This is a genomic window from Xanthocytophaga agilis (assembly GCF_030068605.1).
Classification (GTDB): Bacteria; Bacteroidota; Bacteroidia; order Cytophagales; family 172606-1; genus Xanthocytophaga; species Xanthocytophaga agilis.
Genome location: NZ_JASJOU010000010.1, coordinates 215,100 through 234,328 on the forward strand (window position 1 = coordinate 215,100; position 19,229 = coordinate 234,328).

Genomic DNA, 19,229 nt, shown 5'->3' on the forward strand with positions numbered 1-19,229 from the left:
TGCACACCTAACAGCAAGAACAGTCTTTAGCTATATTCATCTTAATCATATATAGGAGGTTACACATTGATGTAAAAAACAACAGGCATCAAAGTATATGCAATGAAAGTATCATTGTTATTCGGAAAAGTGGATTAACTCATTCTATTATAACCAGTTCTTCTTTCGAAACCAGGCAATCATACAAAGACAGCAAACAAACATTACACCTAAAGTCCAGAAATAGCCGTAGCGTAAGTGTAATTCAGGCATATTGTCAAAGTTCATTCCATATACACCTGCAATAAATGTCAAAGGCATAAATATAGTGGAGATAATAGTCAGGACCTTCATGGTATCATTGGTCTTATTACTCAGACCAGATAAATAAACATCCAGTAAACCAGCAGCTATATCTCGATACGATTCCAGTGTATCAATTACCTGGATAGTATGATCATAGGCATCACGCAGATACTTCCTTGTCTCTTGCTCAATAAGAGGGCCTTCGTCCTGATATAATGTATTGATAATCTCACGCATAGGCCATACTGCCTTCCGTACAAAAATCAATTCTCGTTTTAGCTGATACAATATAGCCAGATTCTGACGTGAAGGAGACTGGCTTATCTCTTCTTCCAGGCCTTCCAGCTTCTCACCAATCTTTTCAAGTACCAGAAAATAATTATCAATGATTACATCCAATAATGAATACAGTAAAAAATCAGCCCCTCCCCGACGGATTCTACTACCATTGGATTTAATCCGTTCCCGTATGGGATCGAAGACATCTCCTGGTACCTCCTGTAGAGATAGCACATAGTGATCTCCTAATACAAAACTAACCTGCTCAATAAGCACTTCACCCTTTTTATCATCATAAGACAGCATTTTGCATAATACAAAAACGTAATTATCAAAGAACTCTATCTTAGGACGAAGCTGGGAGTTTAAAATATCTTCCAATACCAGATTATGCAGACCATAGGCATTTCCTACTTCTTTTACTACCTCTACTTTCTGTATTCCATCCATATCTACCCATTTCACAAGCCCTTTTTCATGATTGGGAAAACATTGCTCCAAATGTGTAACTTCGGTTACCTGAAAACGATCCTGATTATATGTATGTATACTTATCCGAACATTTCCTACAGGTTTATCCCCAATGTAGATCAGTGTTCCCGGAGGAGTTCCTACCCACTGTGTATTATGATGCAGTTTCTGTGACATAGTTGTGACTTGATAAATCTTAAAAATTCTACTGCTTCTTACCTCATACCTCCCACCATCCATGTGAGACTTTTTGTACTTTTCCCCCAATACGAATAGTATATTGGTCTCTGCCCAATCGTTTTCCATCATGGTAAAGCAAAGATGGTCGGGACATAGCATACCCCTGTTCTACACGGATTTGCAGAGAATCATTACTCAATACTTGATTCTTAAGTAAATAGGCTAATAAACAACCGTTAGCACTACCTGTAGCAGCATCCTCTACCATGCTGTTATTCATAGGGTAAAACATTCTGCTACTAATATGATTATCTGGTTCGTAGGTTTCCTGAGTAAATACCATACAACCCATTCTGCTAGAACCCATGTGACGGTTATAATGTTGCAGAAATTTCAGAAACTTTGCCAGATCGACCTGAATAGATTTCAATGCTGCCAGACTACGCAATGGTACAATCTGAAACAAGATTCCTGTTGATACTTCTTCTACAGGAAAGTCTGATAAAATATCATCAGGGGTCAAACCCAGAAAATCAGCTACTTCATCTTTTGAATAAGTCTGACCAAAGCTGGGATTTATTTGTTGCATCCAAAGCACATTATCGGTAAAATCAACTGGAATAGCGCCTATCTTTAGGGATAACATAATTTGTGCCACTGGTTGCTTTAAAATTTCTTCGCGAATGATATAAGCGGTACCAAGCGTAGGATGTCCGGCAAATGGCAACTCCTGATCAGGTGTAAATATTCTAACTTCAAAGCCATACGAACTATCTGCTGCCCGATTGATAAAGGTAGTTTCAGCAAAGTTGATTTCCTTTGCTATAGCAAGCATCTGTATCTTGTTGAGTTGCCCTTCGTGCTCAAAAACAGCAAGCTGATTACCTTCATATTTCTTTTCGGCAAATACATCCACAATGTGAAAAGGGATTTGCATAAACTGACAGGATATTTAATTAATGATCAATTGATTGAAAGTTTCTTTTTCTTCAAATAAAAAGTAGATCTCAATAGGCAAATAGAAAAAGGAAATTTCAGGTGGCAACTCCAGTTGTGATAATTTGACAAAATCCTTTTCTGTTGTCAATACTGTTGAAACACCCGCTTTCTGACAAGCAGATTGTATAGTCTTGATATCTGCTTGTGTATAATCGTGGTGATCCTTAAAATCTAGATGCACTCTACAATCAAAATGCTGTTTTACGTACTCTTCAAGAATATGAGATTGGGCAATTCCTGATACAAGTATAAGTTGATTCAAAAATGTATTCTGTATAAATTCTGAAAATGGCAGAGGAGCACTATAACGAATGCTGGAGAAAAAGACAGGGGTGGTAAGCTTTGTGTATTTGCGGATTTTTGAGGAAATCTGTTGTCGGACAGAATCGGGCAAATCAGGAGGACACTTGCTTACAATTACAACATCAGCTCTGCGTGCGCCTATTCGGGTTTCTCGCAAATTACCTGTTGGCAATAACAGATCATTATAAAACAAGCGATTATAATCTGTTAACAGGATAGAGAAAGACGGTTTGACAGGTCTATGCTGAAAAGCATCATCCAGCAAAATAAGTGGAGAATTCAGCACCCTGTGTTGGGTATTTCTAACAGTTTGCTTTATCCAGCGATAAATTTTTCCAATAGCCGCAACCCGATCTTCTCCTACTGTCACTGTAATTTCTTTACCAAACTTGCGAAAAAACTGCATGGGCTCATCACCAATTTGCTGTGGTTTCGTATTCTCATCTGCAATAAGGAATCCTTTTGTTTTACGCCCATATCCCCTGCTTAGAGTTATTAATGTATGAGTATCCTTCAATAATCGGATTAAATACTCTGTGTGAGGAGTTTTTCCGGTACCACCAACTGTTAAATTACCAACCACAATAGTAGGGACAGGGAATGAATGGGAGCGGAATATTCCTTTGGAATAAAGCCAATTACGAAGTGTTGTGACTGTTGCATAGATACAGGCTACAGGAAATAACAACCAGCGTAGTAATACAAAAAGTTTTTTCATTAGGCTGTATGGATACAGATAATCAGTAAATTATGCATTTTGATTCCTCTCAAATCCATTGAAATACTTCACAAATTTTATCTAAGTTACAATTGTAATCAGTAGTAATCCAGACCTTAAATAAACTCCGTACTCTGGAATAGATTATTGTTGAAGAAATCCGCTCCATACGAGGTATTCCGATGGAAATATTTCTTCAACAGAGATTTCTTTTTCAAAGATGCCAAAAACAGTGGAGCCAGAACCTGACATAGTTGCATAAAGGGCGCCTTTATCATAAAGTGTTTGTTTTAAAGTTGCTAAGACAGGATAACGGGCAAAAACCCCATCCTCAAAATCATTAACCAGTGTATCTTTCCAGCTACTTACTGGTTGTTCAAGTACTTCTTTTAAAGGTATAACGGGCTTTTGAGGTTTTATACCTGCATATGCTTCCCCGGTAGATACATGGATAGCAGGATAGACTAATATTATATAATATCCTTTAATAGATACTGATATATCTTCAAACTGATCACCTTTATTATAACAATAACGGGGATAGTTCTGAATGAAGAAGGCACAATCGCTTCCAATAGGTCGTATATAGTCTTCCATTTGTGAAGGGCTAAGCTTCAGATTAAACTTTTCATTTAGCAGTTTAATCGTAAACGCAGCATCTGCCGACCCTCCCCCTAATCCGGCACCAATTGGAATAACTTTATGCAAGTGAATATGTACAGAAGGCAAATCAAAGTCTTTTTTCAGAGCATTATAAGCTTTTAAACATAAGTTGCTGTCTGGGTTGCCTGGAATTGAGATACCGGAACTGGTAAAAGTTAGCTTGTCAGATTCTATGATCTCAAGTACATCTGTCCATCCAACAGAATAAAAACAGGATTCAAGGTTATGGTAGCCATCAGGTCTTTTTTCTGTAATATGAAGACCCAGATTAATTTTAGCATTTGGAAAAGATAACATCAGATTATAGTATATTCTTAATTGGCAAGAAAATGGTATCTTAGTAAGATAGTAAATAATTCATACAAAGAACTAAAATATGGATTGAGGAAACAAATGCTATGAAAAATGGTAAATTTATATGAATTGCATTCTATCATCAGATAAATCATTTTGTTTCATACCATTCCGAGCCAATCTGTTCTGATCCCATTTCAGATAATCATCCCTTAGTAAACATGTCATTTTTAGAAAACTCCCAGCGTTTAAAAGTTAATACAACCAAGCGTTTTTTGACTTACGATAACGGTGAACCATTTTTTTATCTTGGGGACACTGCATGGGAACTGTTTCACAGATTAACCAGAAATGAAGCAGATTTGTATCTGCAAGATCGTGCCAGTAAAGGTTTCACAGTTATACAGGCAGTTGCTTTGGCAGAATTGGATGGACTTACTGTATCAAATCCCTACGGAGAGTTCCCATTAATTGACAAAGATCCTACAAAAGTCAACGAGAAATATTTTGAGCATGTTGACTACATAATACAGAAGGCAGCTTCACTTGGTTTGTTTACAGGACTATTACCTACCTGGGGAGATAAATGGAATAAAAAATGGGGTGCAGGACCTGAAATATTTACAGTTGAGAATGCCCGGTTATACGGAATATGGATTGCCAATCGCTATAAAAATTATCCAATTATATGGATACTTGGTGGAGATCGTCCTATAGAAACTGAAAATCATAAAGAAGTTATTTGTGCAATGGCAGAAGGAATTCGCAGTGTAACAGGTAATACACAACTTATGACCTTTCATCCTATGGGCGATCATACGTCTTCCGAAGTGTTTCATAATGATCTTTGGCTCGACTTTAATATGTTTCAATCTGGCCATGTTACCAGAAACCTTCCTAACTACAAGTTTACTCTAAATGATTACCACAAAACACCCACAAAACCTGTACTGGATGGAGAGCCCCGTTATGAAGATCATCCTGTAAACTGGCGGATAGAGAATGGATATTTCGATGACTTTGATATCCGACAGGCAGCCTACTGGTCTATGTTATCAGGTGCATGTGGACACACTTATGGAAATCACAATATCTGGCAATTCTGGCAGATAGATAGAAAACCTATATCAGCAGCTCGTACGTCATGGAATGAGGCATTAAAACATCCAGGTGCCTCTCAACTAGGATATATGCGTCAGCTATTTGAATCTCGTCCCTGGCAATTACTACTACCAGACCAAACAATTGTTGGTTTAATTGATTCACAAATTGGTCACGTAAAAGCCGCCTTGGCTTCAGATGGAAGTTTTGCTTTTGTGTATGTTCCGAATGGTGAATCCATAACGATGAACATGACCAGGCTTTCAAGCCAACAATTAGTTGCCTGGTGGTATAATCCCAAGACAGGAATTGCGACTTCTATTGGAAAAGTTTTTGGCCAGAACTTTAGAATGTTCAAAGCCCCAGGAGAATTATTCAGAAGTAATGACTGGGTATTGGTAATTGATGATTATACCAGAGGTTTTGGAGTACCAGGTATAAAACTGTGATTGGAAGACGATAGACAAACGTCATTACCTACCTATTTTTATATTCCAGACAATAACAATGTAAGATTTCAAAGATCTTTTCACTTTTTGCATCGAAAGTGTTTACCTAAACAAGCTTCAGTATATTAATTAGTGGTATTTCTTACACTTAATTTTCAAGCGTTTACTAAAAAAATAATATAAGATCTTATTTCATCAGAATTGATTTTACGCTGACAAAAATGCGGATTCACTAGAAAGTGAAAATGTATTGTTTCTAACTACTACTTCCAGCTTAGCTTCTCTTAAATAGACAGATAGATTTACTCTTGATAAGTTACTTATTTGTGTAACCACACCCGTCTAACGCCCTTAAACTTTGATTATGAAATCTGAAACTGTTGCGACAGCATTGTCTGTAGAAAATCTGCTAAAACATCAAGCAAGCTATCAACCTAACAAAGTTTTTTTATTTGCACGTAATCGAGAGTCACTAACATATCAGCAGGCTTATCTGCATTCCAGGAAAGCTGCGGATGTTCTGTACTCCCTGGGAATCCGGCATAATGATCGTGTTGCTATGATTATGCCAACAACACCAGAAACCAAACTGGCTTTCCTGGCATTAACAATGGTAGCAACCTGTGCCCCTATGAATCCTTCATACAGGTATTCAGAGTTCGAGTTCTTTTTCACAGATCTCAACGTAAAGGCGTTATTTACCTATGAAGGTTTTGATACAGTAGCTCGCCAGGTAGCACAGGAAAAAAATATTCCTATTATTGAGATTAAAGCTAACTCAACTGCACCTGCCGGAGCCTTTGATTTTGTAAACATAGATTGGATAACAGAAGCAGCTCCTTATGCAGGTCTGGAAGATGTGGCTATGGTACTACATACATCTGGTACTACTTCTCGTCCTAAGATCGTACCTTTAACACACCGGAATATTTATCTGGCAGGTTGGAACACAACACAAACACTGAAGCTTACATCAGAAGACAGATCATTAAATGTCTTACCGCTATTTCACGTACATGGACTAATTGGCGTTCTGTTTACAACTTTGGTACATGGTGGTACAATTATCTGTACAAATGGATTTGAAGTAGATACATTCTTTGAGTATCTGCGTGATACATATCCAACCTGGTATACAGCAGGACCAACAGTACACCAGGCTATTCTGGAGAGAGCTAGTGTGTACCCAGATATCGTTAAAAATCATACATTGAAATTTATTCGCTCAGCCTCTGCAAGTCTAAGTCCAAGTGTTTTAAATGCGATAGAAAGTACGTTTAGAGTCCCATTAATTGAATCATATGGACTATCAGAGGCTTCACATATTCTCTCTAACCCTATGCCACCAATGGCTCGTAAGATAGGATCTGTAGGGATTCCTGCAGGTACAGAAGTGGCCATAATGGATGAAAACGGAAACTTTTTGTCTGCCGGACAAACTGGAGAGATTGTAGCAAAAGGATTAAATGTAACCAAAGGATATGCTGATAATCCTGAAGCAAATGCATCTGCATTTATCAATGGATGGTTTAGAACAGGTGATCAGGGTTATTTTGATGAAGATGGGTATTTCTTTATCACCGGTCGTATCAAGGAAATCATTAACAGAGCAGGCGAAAAGGTATCACCCAGAGAACTGGATGATTTGTTAATCACACATGGAAGTGTGGCAGAAGTTGCAGCCTTTTCAATCCCCCATGAATTACTGGGTGAAGATGTTGCAGTAGCTATTGTAAAAAGAGAAGGTAGAATACTGACAGCAATGGATGTAAAAGCCTTTGTTGCACAGCATTTTGCTCACTATAAAGTGCCTGGACGGGTTATTTTTGTTGATCAGATACCTAAAGGTCCTACAGGCAAGGTTCAGAGACGCTTGTTACCTTCACTACTGGGATTACTGGATGCTGATGGAAAAGTCATACCTCCAACAGCAGAAGAACTGACTACACATGAAGGCAATCATGTAGAGCCGAAAACCTTTATTGGATATGTAATTCGGGAAATCTGGAAAAGTGTATTGAAGCTGGAGCACATTAGCATTCATGATAACTTCTTTATGATAGGAGGCAATTCCCTGCTGGCGGCTCGTGTTATTGGAGAAATTGAGCGTCAAACAGGTAATCGCCTGCCTACCTCCATCTTATTCTCTCATCCAACAATCGCAGATCTGAAGAAGCTCATTTTCAATCAGAGTTTAAGTGATGCGTGGAAATGTCTTGTACCTGTTCGAAAAGAAGGTTCCAAAATTCCCATCTATTGTACACATCCCAATTCCGGAGGAATTGAATATGTATATCGTTTAGCAGAATATCTGGACCCTGATCAGCCAGTATATGGCTTGCAGGCAGTAGGGCTGGATGGAAAAACAGAGCCATTAAATTCAAATGAAGAAATGGCGGAATATTTTATTGAACAGATTCTGGAAGTGCAACCACAAGGACCATATAACCTTGCCGGATATTCTTCAGGAGGATCTGTTGCCTATGCAATGGCTCAAATCTTAACAGCTCGTGGATATGAAGTAAACCAACTCTTTATGTTTGATACTTATCCTCCTGCCAGATTTCCATTTAATTCACGTGTACAGTTACCATATCTGGCCAAAAATGCTCTTTTGTTCCTTACAAATCCATTAGATAAAACCTATTATAAAGACACGAACAAATGGAAGGTAATGCAGGAAGAAATAGGTTCAATTACTCATGAGTTAAAAAAGAAAGTAGATGCAAAACTGAATAAGCAGCCAGTTACAGTAATGAAAGCTGAACACATGCAATCAGACGAATTAAATGAAAAGCTGGTAGAAACAGAAGACAAGATACGTACAGCTTGTTATGTAGCTCATTATAATTATCGGATGCAACCTTATAAAGGTGATCTGGTGTTGTTTCGTTCACTGAATAATGAGACTCGTTTGTTAAAGAATGTAAGTTTTGGCTGGAATAAACTGGTAAAAGGGAAACTTTCTATACATGATGTTCCTGCTGATCATTTTGATCTATTCCTGCATGACCATACAACAAAGATGACAGCGCAGATTGTACAGAAGTACCTCGATAATAGTATAAAAACTCAGGAAAATACGTATTCGAAACAACTGGCATAAGCTATTGCCAGCTAAATAGATCAGCTTTATCAGAGTCTGTCTTTGTGAGACAGACTCTTTGTTTATATAAGAATTGTAAGTGGTGATCTACATTTTGTGTACAATCATCTATTTTAGGCATTTAATATCTGGAAAAGAGTCTTCATTCATACAAATTGGCATATGCTTTGATTTAATCTATATCAGAATCTACCGATAAAATCTGATAAACTATGAGACTCTTTATTACTTTCCTATGTATATTTTTTGTATCAGGTTATACTGCTTTTGGTCAGGCGAATGTAACCTTCGCTGCACCTGCTGGTTATAAATTGAAAGTTGTTATTAATAACCAGACTTTGGAAGATGAGCAATACGTTCGCTTCGTAAACTTAAATGCAGGAACCTATACTGTTCGCATTACAGCTACTATAAATGGAGAAGTATACAATATGCAGAGTAATGTCTCCTTGCTTAACCAAAGAGAAACAAGTTACTTTATCATTGTTGTCAATAAAACAGCACAGATCCACTGGGCTAACGAAACAGAAATCATAACAACTCAACCAATATCCCGCAACCAAACCTATACAGATGAGGAGATGAGTTTGCGTAATCTAGAACGGTATGGACAGCAAAGATATTCTCAGGAACCAAATTATAACCAACAACCTTCGCAAAACGGTTATCCTCGTCCAGGAACTATTGTTTGTGATTGTAATAACCCTTTCCCTGTTCTATCTCCAGGGGAAGCTACCCGTCTAAAGACAACTGTGCAGCAAACTTCTTTTGATGAAGACAAACTTGCCATTATACATACTGCCCTTATGCGATCCAATATTATGTCAGTAGATGTGAGAGACTTGATGCGGTTACTAAGCTTTGACCATAACCGATTAAAATTTGCCAAACGTGTATATGAACGGACCTGTGACAAGCAAAACTATTACATGGTATCTTCTGCATTTGATTTCTCTTCTAATGCCCGTGAACTACAACGTTATCTGCAGATGTATAGATAGAACTTGCATCTGTATGTAACAAAAGAGCCTACTTGTGGATTACAAGTAGGCTCTTTTGTTAGAATAGAATTCTCAAATACTATTTCCCATATTTCTCACTAAAGCGTTTATACAAACGCTTTTGCTTATCATCCAGCACTATCTGGCGTCCCTGAATAAATGCCTGTATTACGTTATTGGTACGCATATCCAGTAAATCACCAGTAGAAACAACAATATTGGCATCCTTTCCTGTTTCAAGAGTACCTGTACGAGTGTCTATCCCCAGAATTTTAGCATTGTTAAGTGTCACAATTTGTAGTGCTTCTTCTTTAGAAAGTCCATGACCGGCAGCCTGGCCAGCAATAAAAGGTACATTCCGGTAGTTGTAAGGTGTTTCTTCGTAAGCCAACCCTACCAGAATACCTGCTTTGTGCAAGATAGCTGGTAATTTATAAGGCATATCTACATCCTCTTCTGTACGACCTGGCAAACGATGAAGGGAATTTAACAATACAGGTACATTATTCTCTTTCAGAAAATCGATAATCAGGTATGCGTCATCTCCTCCTACTATTACATATTTCTTCACATTATGAGATTTGGCAAAGTTGACAGCCTCAACAATCTCTTTTGCATAATCAGTATGAATAAATAAGGTTTTTGTACCATCATACAATCCCTTCATAGCTTCCAATTTCAGATTTAGAGGACTTGGATTTTTAATCTGTGAGTAACCATAAGCATCTTTAAATGTACGATCCAACTCACCCATAACTTCTCCACGTTTATCATTTTTTTTGACTGTGCCCGCTTCAAGTCGTCCTCCCATCGAAAACATGGCAGGCCAAGTCATCCAGATTCCGTCGTCTTTGCGGTAAGCAGCATCTTCCCAGTTCCAGGCATCCAACTGCACTACAGAAGATGTCCCTGAGATCACCCCGCCTTCAGGTACTGTCTGAGCGATCAAGACGCCATTATCTCTTGTAACATAAATATGTTCAGAATCTGTATTGTACGAAATCAAAGAACGTACATTTGGATTCAGCATTCCTGTTTCTACTTTGTCCTGAGTTGCTTTCACTGCACTAACTTCGTCAAGGCCGAGATTGGTATTGGGAGCTATCACTCCCGGATAAATATGTTTACCTGCTGCATCTATCACTTCTGCACTTCCAGTACTTGTCTGTGCATTACCAACTGCTGTAATTTTCCCATTCTCAAACACGACAACTCCATTCTCTACAACCTGACCATTGCCTATGTGTATAGTGGCTCCTTTCAAAGCAATAGCTTTAGATTGTGGTTTTGCGATAATAGGGGGCTGTGCCTGAAGAGATGCAGCACACAACAATCCAGAGCAAAGCAAAAGATAAATTTTCTTCATGATTGTATTGGTTTAAGTATGTTAGGTTAGGCAATTATGTATAATATTAGTTGACTGACTATCTCCGACACAACCCTATTTTGATAATATCTTTTGATATATTTGATAATTTTCGTCGTCAAAACACACAAAGAACACTTGTTCCAAAGAACTTTCCTCTTCTCCAAACGTCTGTACGGCATGTATAGCTATTTCTGCCGCCTGTTGTTTGGGATAATGATAGATTCCTGTACTGATGTTAGGAAATGCAATGCTTTTTAGAGTAAGTTCATTGGCAATACGTAGTGAATTAAGATAACAGCTTTCCAATAACAGGCTTTCGTTATTGCTTCCACCATTCCATACAGGTCCTACCGTATGAATGACATACCTTGCAGGAAGATTACCTGCTGTTGTGTATACCGCTTCACCTGTAGCACAGCCTCCCTGACGATTCCGAATCTGTATACATTCTTCCAGAATAGCTTTGCCTCCTTTTCTATGAATAGCCCCATCTACTCCTCCACCTCCCAATAATGAACTGTTGGCAGCATTTACAATGACATCAACAGGTATTGTTGTAATATCACCTTTGAGAAGTTCGATAGTCATATAAAATTTAGAATCGTTTAATCTGATTACTTATCATGTCGCCAGCCGGGTCTTCCAAAAATATATTTTAGTTTTTGCTTCCAGGAAATATCCTGTTGTAGATCTTTCAACATATGTTTCCATTCATAGGTGACTACCTCATACAGATTATCTGACTCCATTTTGGTAGTAATTCCATAAACGGGCTTTTCTTCTTCTTCTCTGAATGTCCCAAAAATCCTGTCCCAAATAATCAATACCATACCCATATTTTTGTCCAAGTATTTTTCATTAGAAGCATGATGCACCCGATGATGTGAAGGGGTAACCAGTATGTATTCCAATATACCCAGTTTACCAACCATTTCCGTATGTACGAAGAAGCCATATGTCTGACTCACCGCATACATAAATAATATATCCAACGCCTCAAAACCTACCAGAGCTAACGGGATAAAGTAGAAAAAGCGATACAAAGGCTGAAATACAGAAGAACGGATAGCTACTGTCAAGTTAAACTGTTCTGAAGAATGATGGGTAATATGAATAGCCCAGAAAAACCGACAATAATGGTCTACCACATGCAAAGTATAATAAGCCAGATCTTCTGCAAGAAAAAGCAATATCCAATACTGCCAGTTTTTTTGCCAGTGAAAAGGAGAATAGATAGCCACAAACGTAAGCACTGCTAGTTGAACACCTCTCATCAATACATCAAAGCCAAAATTCAATGATGTACAGGCAAGATTCACAATCGTGTCTTTGGTGCGGTAAGCCCGATAGCCTAGCCATGCACTAATGACCATTTCTAATACAATAAAGAATGCAAATAAGGGTACTGTGTACGATAATAATTTAACTTCCATATTGGGTATCTTTTAAAACGGTGGTGATTTTAAAACCCAAAAATATTCTAAAAAACGATCTTTAAATAGTTAATTTTCTGTAGAACTTACTTCTAAAAAAGCAAAACAGGCTAATGAATAAATTAATAGCCATTAGCCTGTTTCTATTATTCTGAGAAATGCACTTCCATAAATGTTTTTGCCTTTCCACAAGTACCTTCATTTCCGAATAAACTATCACAATGGTAGTGACGCATTACTTTAGGTGTTGGCATCTGGGCACCTTGTGGATTACTTGCTTTAGCGGCAAGCATTTTGGTTGCAATGCGTGCTCTATCTTTCTGCAGTTCTTCACGCATTTTGATATCACGCTCCAGGTCATAGTAAATTGTACCTTCAATAATGGTTTTTTCTGGACGGGAGTAAATAGATAATGGATTGCCATTCCATAACACCAGATCGGCATCTTTACCTGCTTTAATACTTCCTATACGATTTTCCAGATGTAGCATTCTAGCAGGATTTAATGTTACCATTTTCAAAGCATCCTCTTCCGTTGTGCCACCATACTTTACAGTTTTAGCAGCTTCCTGATTCAGTCGACGTGCCATCTCTGCATCATCAGAATTGATTCCTACATTCAAACCAACCTTATTCATCAATGTAGGACTATAAGCAATGGCATCCTGCACCTCCATCTTGTATGCCCACCAGTCTGCAAAAGTTGATGCATTGATATTACGGGATTTCATCTTGTCCGCAACTTTATATCCCTCCAGAATATGAGTAAATGTATTGATTTTGAACCCTAAAGAATCTGCTACATGCATTAGCATATTGATTTCTGACTGGACATAACTGTGGCAGGTAATGAAGCGTTTTTGATTCAGAATTTCAGCTAGTGCGTCCAGTTCCAGATCACGGCGGACCGGTACGGCATTTGGATCTTTTGGATTGTATTTCTTCAGAGCCTGATCATACTCTTTGGCACGTATAAAGGCATCCATCATCACTTGTTCAACTCCCATACGTGTTTGGGGGAAACGAGTGGATGTCATAGAAGAAGACTGCTTCACATTTTCACCCAAGGCAAATTTGATAAATCCATCAGCATTCTTAATCTTCAGTTCTTCAGGACCTTCTCCCCACTTAAGCTTGATCAAAGCAGATTGCCCTCCAATAGGATTTGCAGATCCATGCAGGATTTGAGAAGTAGTAACACCACCAGCCAATTGGCGATAAATATTAATATCTTCAGAATCTACATTATCACCAATACGTACTTCTGCTGTACTTGCCTGAAGTTCATTAACTGACTCTGTAGCAATGTGAGAGTGTTCATCAATGATCCCTGCCGTCAAATGTTTACCTGTACCATCGATAACCTTCACTCCAGCGGCAGATAAGTTTTTTCCAACCTGAGCTATCTTACCTCCTTTTATCAATACATCTGCATTTTCCAGTTTTCCTTCTGCCTCATTGGTCCACACTGTAGCATTTTTGATCAGCATATCCTCTGCCTTCAGCTTATTTTCTACGCCAAAAGCAATAAACGGATATACTACTTTTCCTAAATCAGCGACAGCACTCTTTGTGTCTGCCTTATTTTCTTTTGGTGCTTCAGGTTTTACAGCTCCACTGTAGGTGGCTACCCATTTTACAGCTTTACCATCTGTCAGCATCCCTTCACCTTTCAGATTGTTTCCTGTAAGCCATCCAGTAAGGCGGATTTCAGCTTTGTCTTTTTTATCTGCTTTGAAAGAAATAGAAATCAGAGAATTGTTTAGTATGGCTTTTGCGACAGCTTTACCAGTATCTGCTACCCCAATTTTTACTTCTGGTTTCTCTGGCATGCCTGCAATGGTCATTTTATAATTCTGACCACCTACAGCCAGATTATACTCACCCCGAATATCAACATCTGGCATACCTGTAACTGTATAACGGTTTCCTGCTATATAGTTGTCATAAATAATAGTGGTTTTGCCAAACAAGTTATCCGAAGTAATCAGAAAGTTAGCTAGCATTCCTTTTTTCAAAGAGCCGATCTGATTATCCATTTTCAGGAGTGTTGCTGGAGTAATTGTAAGAGCTTTTAATGCTATTTTTTCATCCAGTCCATATTCTATAGCTTTTCGAAGATTGGCCCAGAAGTCGGCTTTATTTTTCAGGTCTGCGGCAGTAAGAGCAAAAGGGATACCTGCTTTTGCCAATGCTGCAGGATTGGAGGGTGCAAGTTCCCAATGTTTCATATCTTCATAAGGGACCATTACCATATCCAGCGGATCTTCTACATCAAATGGTTTAGGAAAATCCAATGAAACAACCAACGGTGCATTCGTTGCTTTTACCTCATCCAGACGGGCATACTCATCACCTTTTGTTTTAATAATGTATTGAACACCAAATTCATCTCCAATTTTATCGGCTCGTAAAATATTGAGTCGTGTATTAGCTTCAAAGAAAGCAGGTAAAGCCCGTTGTTGGTTAAAGGCATCCAGAGACAAATTCCTTTCCACTTTATTGCCACCCTTTTTATACCAGTCTGCATCCAGATACGTTTGGCGAATCAAAGCAATAGATCCCATCAATGCAACCGGATAAATTTGTTTGGAAGAGCCTTTATCAAAAGAGAAATGGGTTGATGCATTTGATTTTAATAACACCTCATTTTCTTTTCCTGCTCCCAGATGTACTACAGCTCCTGTTCCTCGGGCAATACCATCGGGATTATGAATTAAAGCAGCACCAAAACCCAGCTTTCTCAATTCTTCTGCCTTCTTTGCATCTATGGCAAATATGTCTGCAGCAGAATTTTCAGGTCTTATCGCTTCATTCCAGTTATAAGCTCCTTTTTTGCCAGAATCATACTGAGGTGGACGAAGGTAGAATGCACCCCAACTAAATCCTTCCTTTTTGACTTCAGGCATTCCATAATCTGAGTAAATATCAACCAGACCAGGATAAATGTGTTTGCCCTTTAGATCTGTTACAACAGCACCAGTTGGAACAGCAATACCTGTACCAACTGACTCTACTATACCATTTCGAATTACTAAAGTGGCATTGCTAATAATAGTTTGATAGTCTGTATGGATAGTTGCATTGGTAAAGGCATATAACTGAGGACGTTCATCATATACCCCATTGCGTGGAAAAGTAGTTGGCTGTGCCCATGCCCGAATACTAAAAATTCCGGCAGCGACCAGCACCAGTAGAGTTTTCTTCATGGTTTATGGTTTTGTTGAATAATAAAAGGTTAGGATTTGGGTAAAATTAAGAAATAAGCTTTTTGAACCAAAGAAAGGATTGCATTTATAGAAGAATAGCGAATAAAATATACATCGGCTGGATTTTTACAAACTTATAAACTCAGAAGTCTTATCGGAGATAATTAAGGAAGAATGGTTATATAGTTGGATAAGCGAAGAAGAAAAATCATAATTTCTCAAATTTATTCAGATTCAACCAGAGAAAAGTATAAGTAAATATAGATTTTCGATCACAGAGATAGCTCGAAAAAACCTAGTATAGCTCCAAAATCACTCTTCTACCCAAAATTATACTTCCTTACATGCTGAAAAAATGTAATTTTACCAGAAACAAAATTTTGATAGACCTTGAAAAAATCCATTCTTCTATTTGTGGCGATAGTATTGCAAGTATCCATTGCCACAAATGCGCAAAACTTGCCATTTTCCGATTATAACCAACGCTGGGTAGATTCTGTTTTTCAAAAGCTTACTCCGGATGAACGTATAGCCCAACTTATTATGGTAGCCGCCTATTCCAACCGGGACCAGGCACACATTGATGCAATCAGTGAACTAATACGAAAACAAAAAATTGGTGGACTGGTATTTTTTCAGGGTGGACCTACACGTCAGGTACAACAAACAAACTTTTATCAATCTATCTCCAAAGTACCATTACTAGTTGCGATTGATGGAGAGTGGGGACTCGGAATGCGACTTGATAGCACAATAAGCTATCCTTATCAAATGACATTGGGAGCAATCCAGAATGATAGTCTGCTTTACAAAATGGGTGTAGAAGTAGCTATGCAATGTAAGCGAATGGGTATCCATGTCAATTTTGCTCCAGTAGTAGATGTAAATAACAATCCCAATAACCCAGTTATCAACTATCGTTCATTTGGGGAGAACAAGGAAAATGTAGCCCGCAAATCTATTGCCTATATGAAAGGAATGCAGGACAATCACATCCTCACTACTGCAAAACACTTTCCCGGACATGGTGATACAGATGCTGATTCTCATTATGATCTACCCCTTATCAAAAAATCCAGAACACAACTGGACTCTCTGGAATTATATCCGTTTCGTAAAATTATTGAAGCAGGTATTGGTGGAATCATGGTTGCCCATTTGAGCATCCCGAGTCTGGATTCTACTAAAAACCAGCCTTCTACTCTTTCAAAGCCCATTATTTCTAACCTGCTTAAAAATGAACTAAAGTTTTCAGGCCTCGCGTTTACGGATGCAATGAATATGAAAGGAGTGACCAAACATTATACTCCTGGTATGGCTGATGCAAAAGCTATTCTGGCAGGAAATGATGTATTGGAATTCACAGAGGACGTACCCAAAGCAATAGAAGAAATAAAAAAAGCGATTCGGGAGAAAAAAATAACTCAGGCAGAAATAGATGCCCGTTGTCGTAAGGTGCTGGCAGCCAAAGCCTGGGTTGGACTTGACAAATGGAAGTCTATCAGTCTTACTAATCTGTCAAAAGACCTGAATACTCCTAAGGCAAAGTTGCTAAACCGTCAACTGACAGAAGCAGCATTGACTCTACTCAAAAACGAAAACACATTCCTTCCCTTACAAAAGCTCGATACTTTACAGATTGCGTCTGTATCAGTAGGTGCTGAAAAGACAACTACCTTTCAGCGAATGCTAGCAAAGTATACATCTGTACAACACTTTGTAATTTCTAAACAAGCAACTACTGCAGATATAAAAAAAGTAAAAGATGCCTTGGCAAAATTTGATCTGGTAGTGGTTGGAGTGCATGTACCCAGTGTAAGACCATCCAAGAATTATGGTATTACAGAAAACATGCAAAAAGCACTGACAGAATTATCATCTATCAATCAGAAGGTAATAATATGTCATCTGGGTAATGCTTATACATTACCTAAGTTTGATTTTAGCAAAGCCACTGCTATAGTTACTACTTATCAGGACAATACAATTGCGCAGGAACTGGCAGCACAGGCACTATTTGGCGCAGTTAGTATGTCTGGCAAGATGCCTGTTTCTGTCTCTCCGGTTTATCCATTGAATGGTGGTCTTGGCATGAATTCAATTCATCGCCTGAAGTATACCATGCCTGAAGAAGTAGGTATGAACTCTGAATTGCTGGAAAGAAGAATCGACTCAATGGCCAACATTGCTCTCACACAGAAAGCAACTCCGGGATGTCAGGTACTAGTCGCAAAAAACGGAAAAATAATATTTCATAAGACCTATGGATATCTCACCTATGACAATCAGCGGCCAACGCAGGAAGATGACTTGTATGATCTGGCATCCGTGACCAAAGTAACTACATCGGCTCCTGCTTTAATGCGTTTGTCGGATGAAGGTAAATTTGGTCTTGACAAAACTCTGGCAACCTATCTGCCAGAATATAAAAACTCCAACAAGAAGGATATCCAGTTCAGAGATATTCTGACACATCAGGCACGTCTTACTGCCTGGATAGCATTCTGGAAAGAGACCGTAAAAGACGATGGAGAACGTAACCACAAACTTTTTCGCACAGATTCCTCAAAAAGATTTCCTGTGAAGATTGTCGATAATTTGTGGCTTAATAGAAAGTATTGTAAAAAGATTTATAAGGAGATTAATGATTCCCCTTTGTTGCCAGAAAAGAAGTATGTGTATAGCGACTTGTCCTATTACCTCTACCCTCGTCTGGTTCAGTTACAGACAGGCAAGCCTTTTGAAACCTATCTGAAAGAAACATTCTATCTGCCAATAGGAGCTACGCATCTTACCTACAAACCATTGCGCTACTATCCTATTGATCAGATTGTACCTACAGAATACGATTCTCTATTCCGGAAAACACTGATTCATGGGACTGTTCACGATGAAGGAGCCGCCATGCTCGATGGTCTATCTGGCCATGCCGGATTATTTGGTACAGCCAACGATGTAGCCAAAATGATGCAGATGTATCTTCAAATGGGAGAATATGGAGGTCAGCGTTTTATCAATGAGGCGACATTGAAAGAATGGACTCGTTACAATGATGTAAGCTTCAGTCGTCGAGGTATTGCATTTGACAAACCAGATCCTAAAAGCCCGGGATTAAGTGCTGCGGCGGCTTCTAGCCCTGAAAGTTTTGGACACTCAGGCTTTACTGGTACATTTGTATGGATTGATCCTAAATACCAGCTTGTATATGTATTTATGTCCAATCGCGTCTACCCAACACGCAATAACAATAAGCTTGGCTCGTTGAATATTCGGACGGGAGTATTACAAACGATCTATGAAGTAATACAGAAAGGAGAAGCCAAATAGGGATTTACCTCGCATTATTACTATTGCTCTAAAGTTCATATA

Annotated in this window: 12 protein-coding genes; 4 read left to right on the forward strand and 8 right to left on the reverse strand. The window is 38.5% G+C overall.

Translation table 11 applies throughout. The features are described from left to right. Positions 1–147: 147 nt before the first annotated feature. The 4 genes from corA to ispE all read right to left on the reverse strand — a co-directional run bounded on the left by corA (position 148) and on the right by ispE (position 4,195). The gene (corA, locus tag QNI22_RS25690) at positions 148–1,212 is read right to left on the reverse strand and encodes a magnesium/cobalt transporter CorA (protein ID WP_314515026.1); all 1,065 of its coding nucleotides are present in this window, start codon (positions 1,210–1,212) and stop codon (positions 148–150) included. A gap of 43 nt (positions 1,213–1,255) precedes the next feature. Continuing rightward, the gene (locus tag QNI22_RS25695; protein ID WP_314515028.1) at positions 1,256–2,152 is read right to left on the reverse strand and encodes a PhzF family phenazine biosynthesis protein; all 897 of its coding nucleotides are present in this window, start codon (positions 2,150–2,152) and stop codon (positions 1,256–1,258) included. A 15-nt stretch (positions 2,153–2,167) separates the two neighbouring features. Beyond that, positions 2,168–3,235: a tetraacyldisaccharide 4'-kinase gene (lpxK, locus tag QNI22_RS25700; protein ID WP_314515031.1), complete on the reverse strand. Its 1,068-nt coding sequence runs from the start codon at positions 3,233–3,235 to the stop codon at positions 2,168–2,170. 144 nt (positions 3,236–3,379) lie between these two features. After that, complete coding sequence (gene ispE / locus QNI22_RS25705) at positions 3,380–4,195, reverse strand: 4-(cytidine 5'-diphospho)-2-C-methyl-D-erythritol kinase (RefSeq protein ID WP_314515032.1); 816 nt, start codon at positions 4,193–4,195, stop codon at positions 3,380–3,382. A 218-nt stretch (positions 4,196–4,413) separates the two neighbouring features. Here ispE and QNI22_RS25710 point away from each other — a divergent pair, with 218 nt between their 5' ends. From QNI22_RS25710 to QNI22_RS25720, 3 genes are all read left to right on the forward strand, one after another. Continuing rightward, entirely contained in the window at positions 4,414–5,742 is a 1,329-nt protein-coding gene (locus tag QNI22_RS25710) for a glycoside hydrolase family 140 protein (RefSeq protein WP_314515034.1), read from the forward strand. 364 nt (positions 5,743–6,106) lie between these two features. Continuing rightward, positions 6,107–8,848, forward strand: a complete 2,742-nt coding sequence (locus tag QNI22_RS25715; RefSeq protein WP_314515037.1) for a non-ribosomal peptide synthetase — start codon at positions 6,107–6,109, stop codon at positions 8,846–8,848. Positions 8,849–9,060: 212 nt separating this feature from the next. Further along, entirely contained in the window at positions 9,061–9,849 is a 789-nt protein-coding gene (locus QNI22_RS25720; RefSeq protein ID WP_314515038.1) for a proline and serine-rich protein 1 family protein, read from the forward strand. Between the two features lie 79 nt (positions 9,850–9,928). Here QNI22_RS25720 and QNI22_RS25725 read toward each other — a convergent pair whose 3' ends face one another. The 4 genes from QNI22_RS25725 to QNI22_RS25740 all read right to left on the reverse strand — a co-directional run bounded on the left by QNI22_RS25725 (position 9,929) and on the right by QNI22_RS25740 (position 15,860). Continuing rightward, the gene (locus QNI22_RS25725) at positions 9,929–11,215 is read right to left on the reverse strand and encodes an amidohydrolase family protein (protein ID WP_314515041.1); all 1,287 of its coding nucleotides are present in this window, start codon (positions 11,213–11,215) and stop codon (positions 9,929–9,931) included. A 75-nt stretch (positions 11,216–11,290) separates the two neighbouring features. After that, positions 11,291–11,806, reverse strand: a complete 516-nt coding sequence (locus QNI22_RS25730) for an O-acetyl-ADP-ribose deacetylase (protein ID WP_314515043.1) — start codon at positions 11,804–11,806, stop codon at positions 11,291–11,293. 26 nt (positions 11,807–11,832) lie between these two features. Next, the gene (locus tag QNI22_RS25735) at positions 11,833–12,651 is read right to left on the reverse strand and encodes a sterol desaturase family protein (protein WP_314515045.1); all 819 of its coding nucleotides are present in this window, start codon (positions 12,649–12,651) and stop codon (positions 11,833–11,835) included. A gap of 146 nt (positions 12,652–12,797) precedes the next feature. Then, positions 12,798–15,860, reverse strand: a complete 3,063-nt coding sequence (locus QNI22_RS25740; protein ID WP_314515048.1) for an amidohydrolase family protein — start codon at positions 15,858–15,860, stop codon at positions 12,798–12,800. 390 nt (positions 15,861–16,250) lie between these two features. Between QNI22_RS25740 and QNI22_RS25745 the strand changes: the two genes are divergently transcribed. Beyond that, positions 16,251–19,187 carry a serine hydrolase domain-containing protein gene (locus QNI22_RS25745; RefSeq protein ID WP_314515049.1) on the forward strand — a complete coding sequence of 979 codons (2,937 nt, stop codon included), beginning with the start codon at positions 16,251–16,253 and terminating at the stop codon, positions 19,185–19,187. Positions 19,188–19,229: the final 42 nt, after the last annotated feature.

What these genes read in the sequence shown, in the direction of transcription:
- corA (WP_314515026.1), bottom strand. Translation starts at nt 1,212, where the DNA reads ATGTCACAGAAACTGCATCATAATACACAGTGGGTAGGAACTCCTCCG.
- QNI22_RS25695 (WP_314515028.1), bottom strand. Translation starts at nt 2,152, where the DNA reads ATGCAAATCCCTTTTCACATTGTGGATGTATTTGCCGAAAAGAAATAT.
- lpxK (WP_314515031.1), bottom strand. Translation starts at nt 3,235, where the DNA reads ATGAAAAAACTTTTTGTATTACTACGCTGGTTGTTATTTCCTGTAGCC.
- ispE (WP_314515032.1), bottom strand. Translation starts at nt 4,195, where the DNA reads ATGTTATCTTTTCCAAATGCTAAAATTAATCTGGGTCTTCATATTACA.
- QNI22_RS25710 (WP_314515034.1), top strand. Translation starts at nt 4,414, where the DNA reads ATGTCATTTTTAGAAAACTCCCAGCGTTTAAAAGTTAATACAACCAAG.
- QNI22_RS25715 (WP_314515037.1), top strand. Translation starts at nt 6,107, where the DNA reads ATGAAATCTGAAACTGTTGCGACAGCATTGTCTGTAGAAAATCTGCTA.
- QNI22_RS25720 (WP_314515038.1), top strand. Translation starts at nt 9,061, where the DNA reads ATGAGACTCTTTATTACTTTCCTATGTATATTTTTTGTATCAGGTTAT.
- QNI22_RS25725 (WP_314515041.1), bottom strand. Translation starts at nt 11,215, where the DNA reads ATGAAGAAAATTTATCTTTTGCTTTGCTCTGGATTGTTGTGTGCTGCA.
- QNI22_RS25730 (WP_314515043.1), bottom strand. Translation starts at nt 11,806, where the DNA reads ATGACTATCGAACTTCTCAAAGGTGATATTACAACAATACCTGTTGAT.
- QNI22_RS25735 (WP_314515045.1), bottom strand. Translation starts at nt 12,651, where the DNA reads ATGGAAGTTAAATTATTATCGTACACAGTACCCTTATTTGCATTCTTT.
- QNI22_RS25740 (WP_314515048.1), bottom strand. Translation starts at nt 15,860, where the DNA reads ATGAAGAAAACTCTACTGGTGCTGGTCGCTGCCGGAATTTTTAGTATT.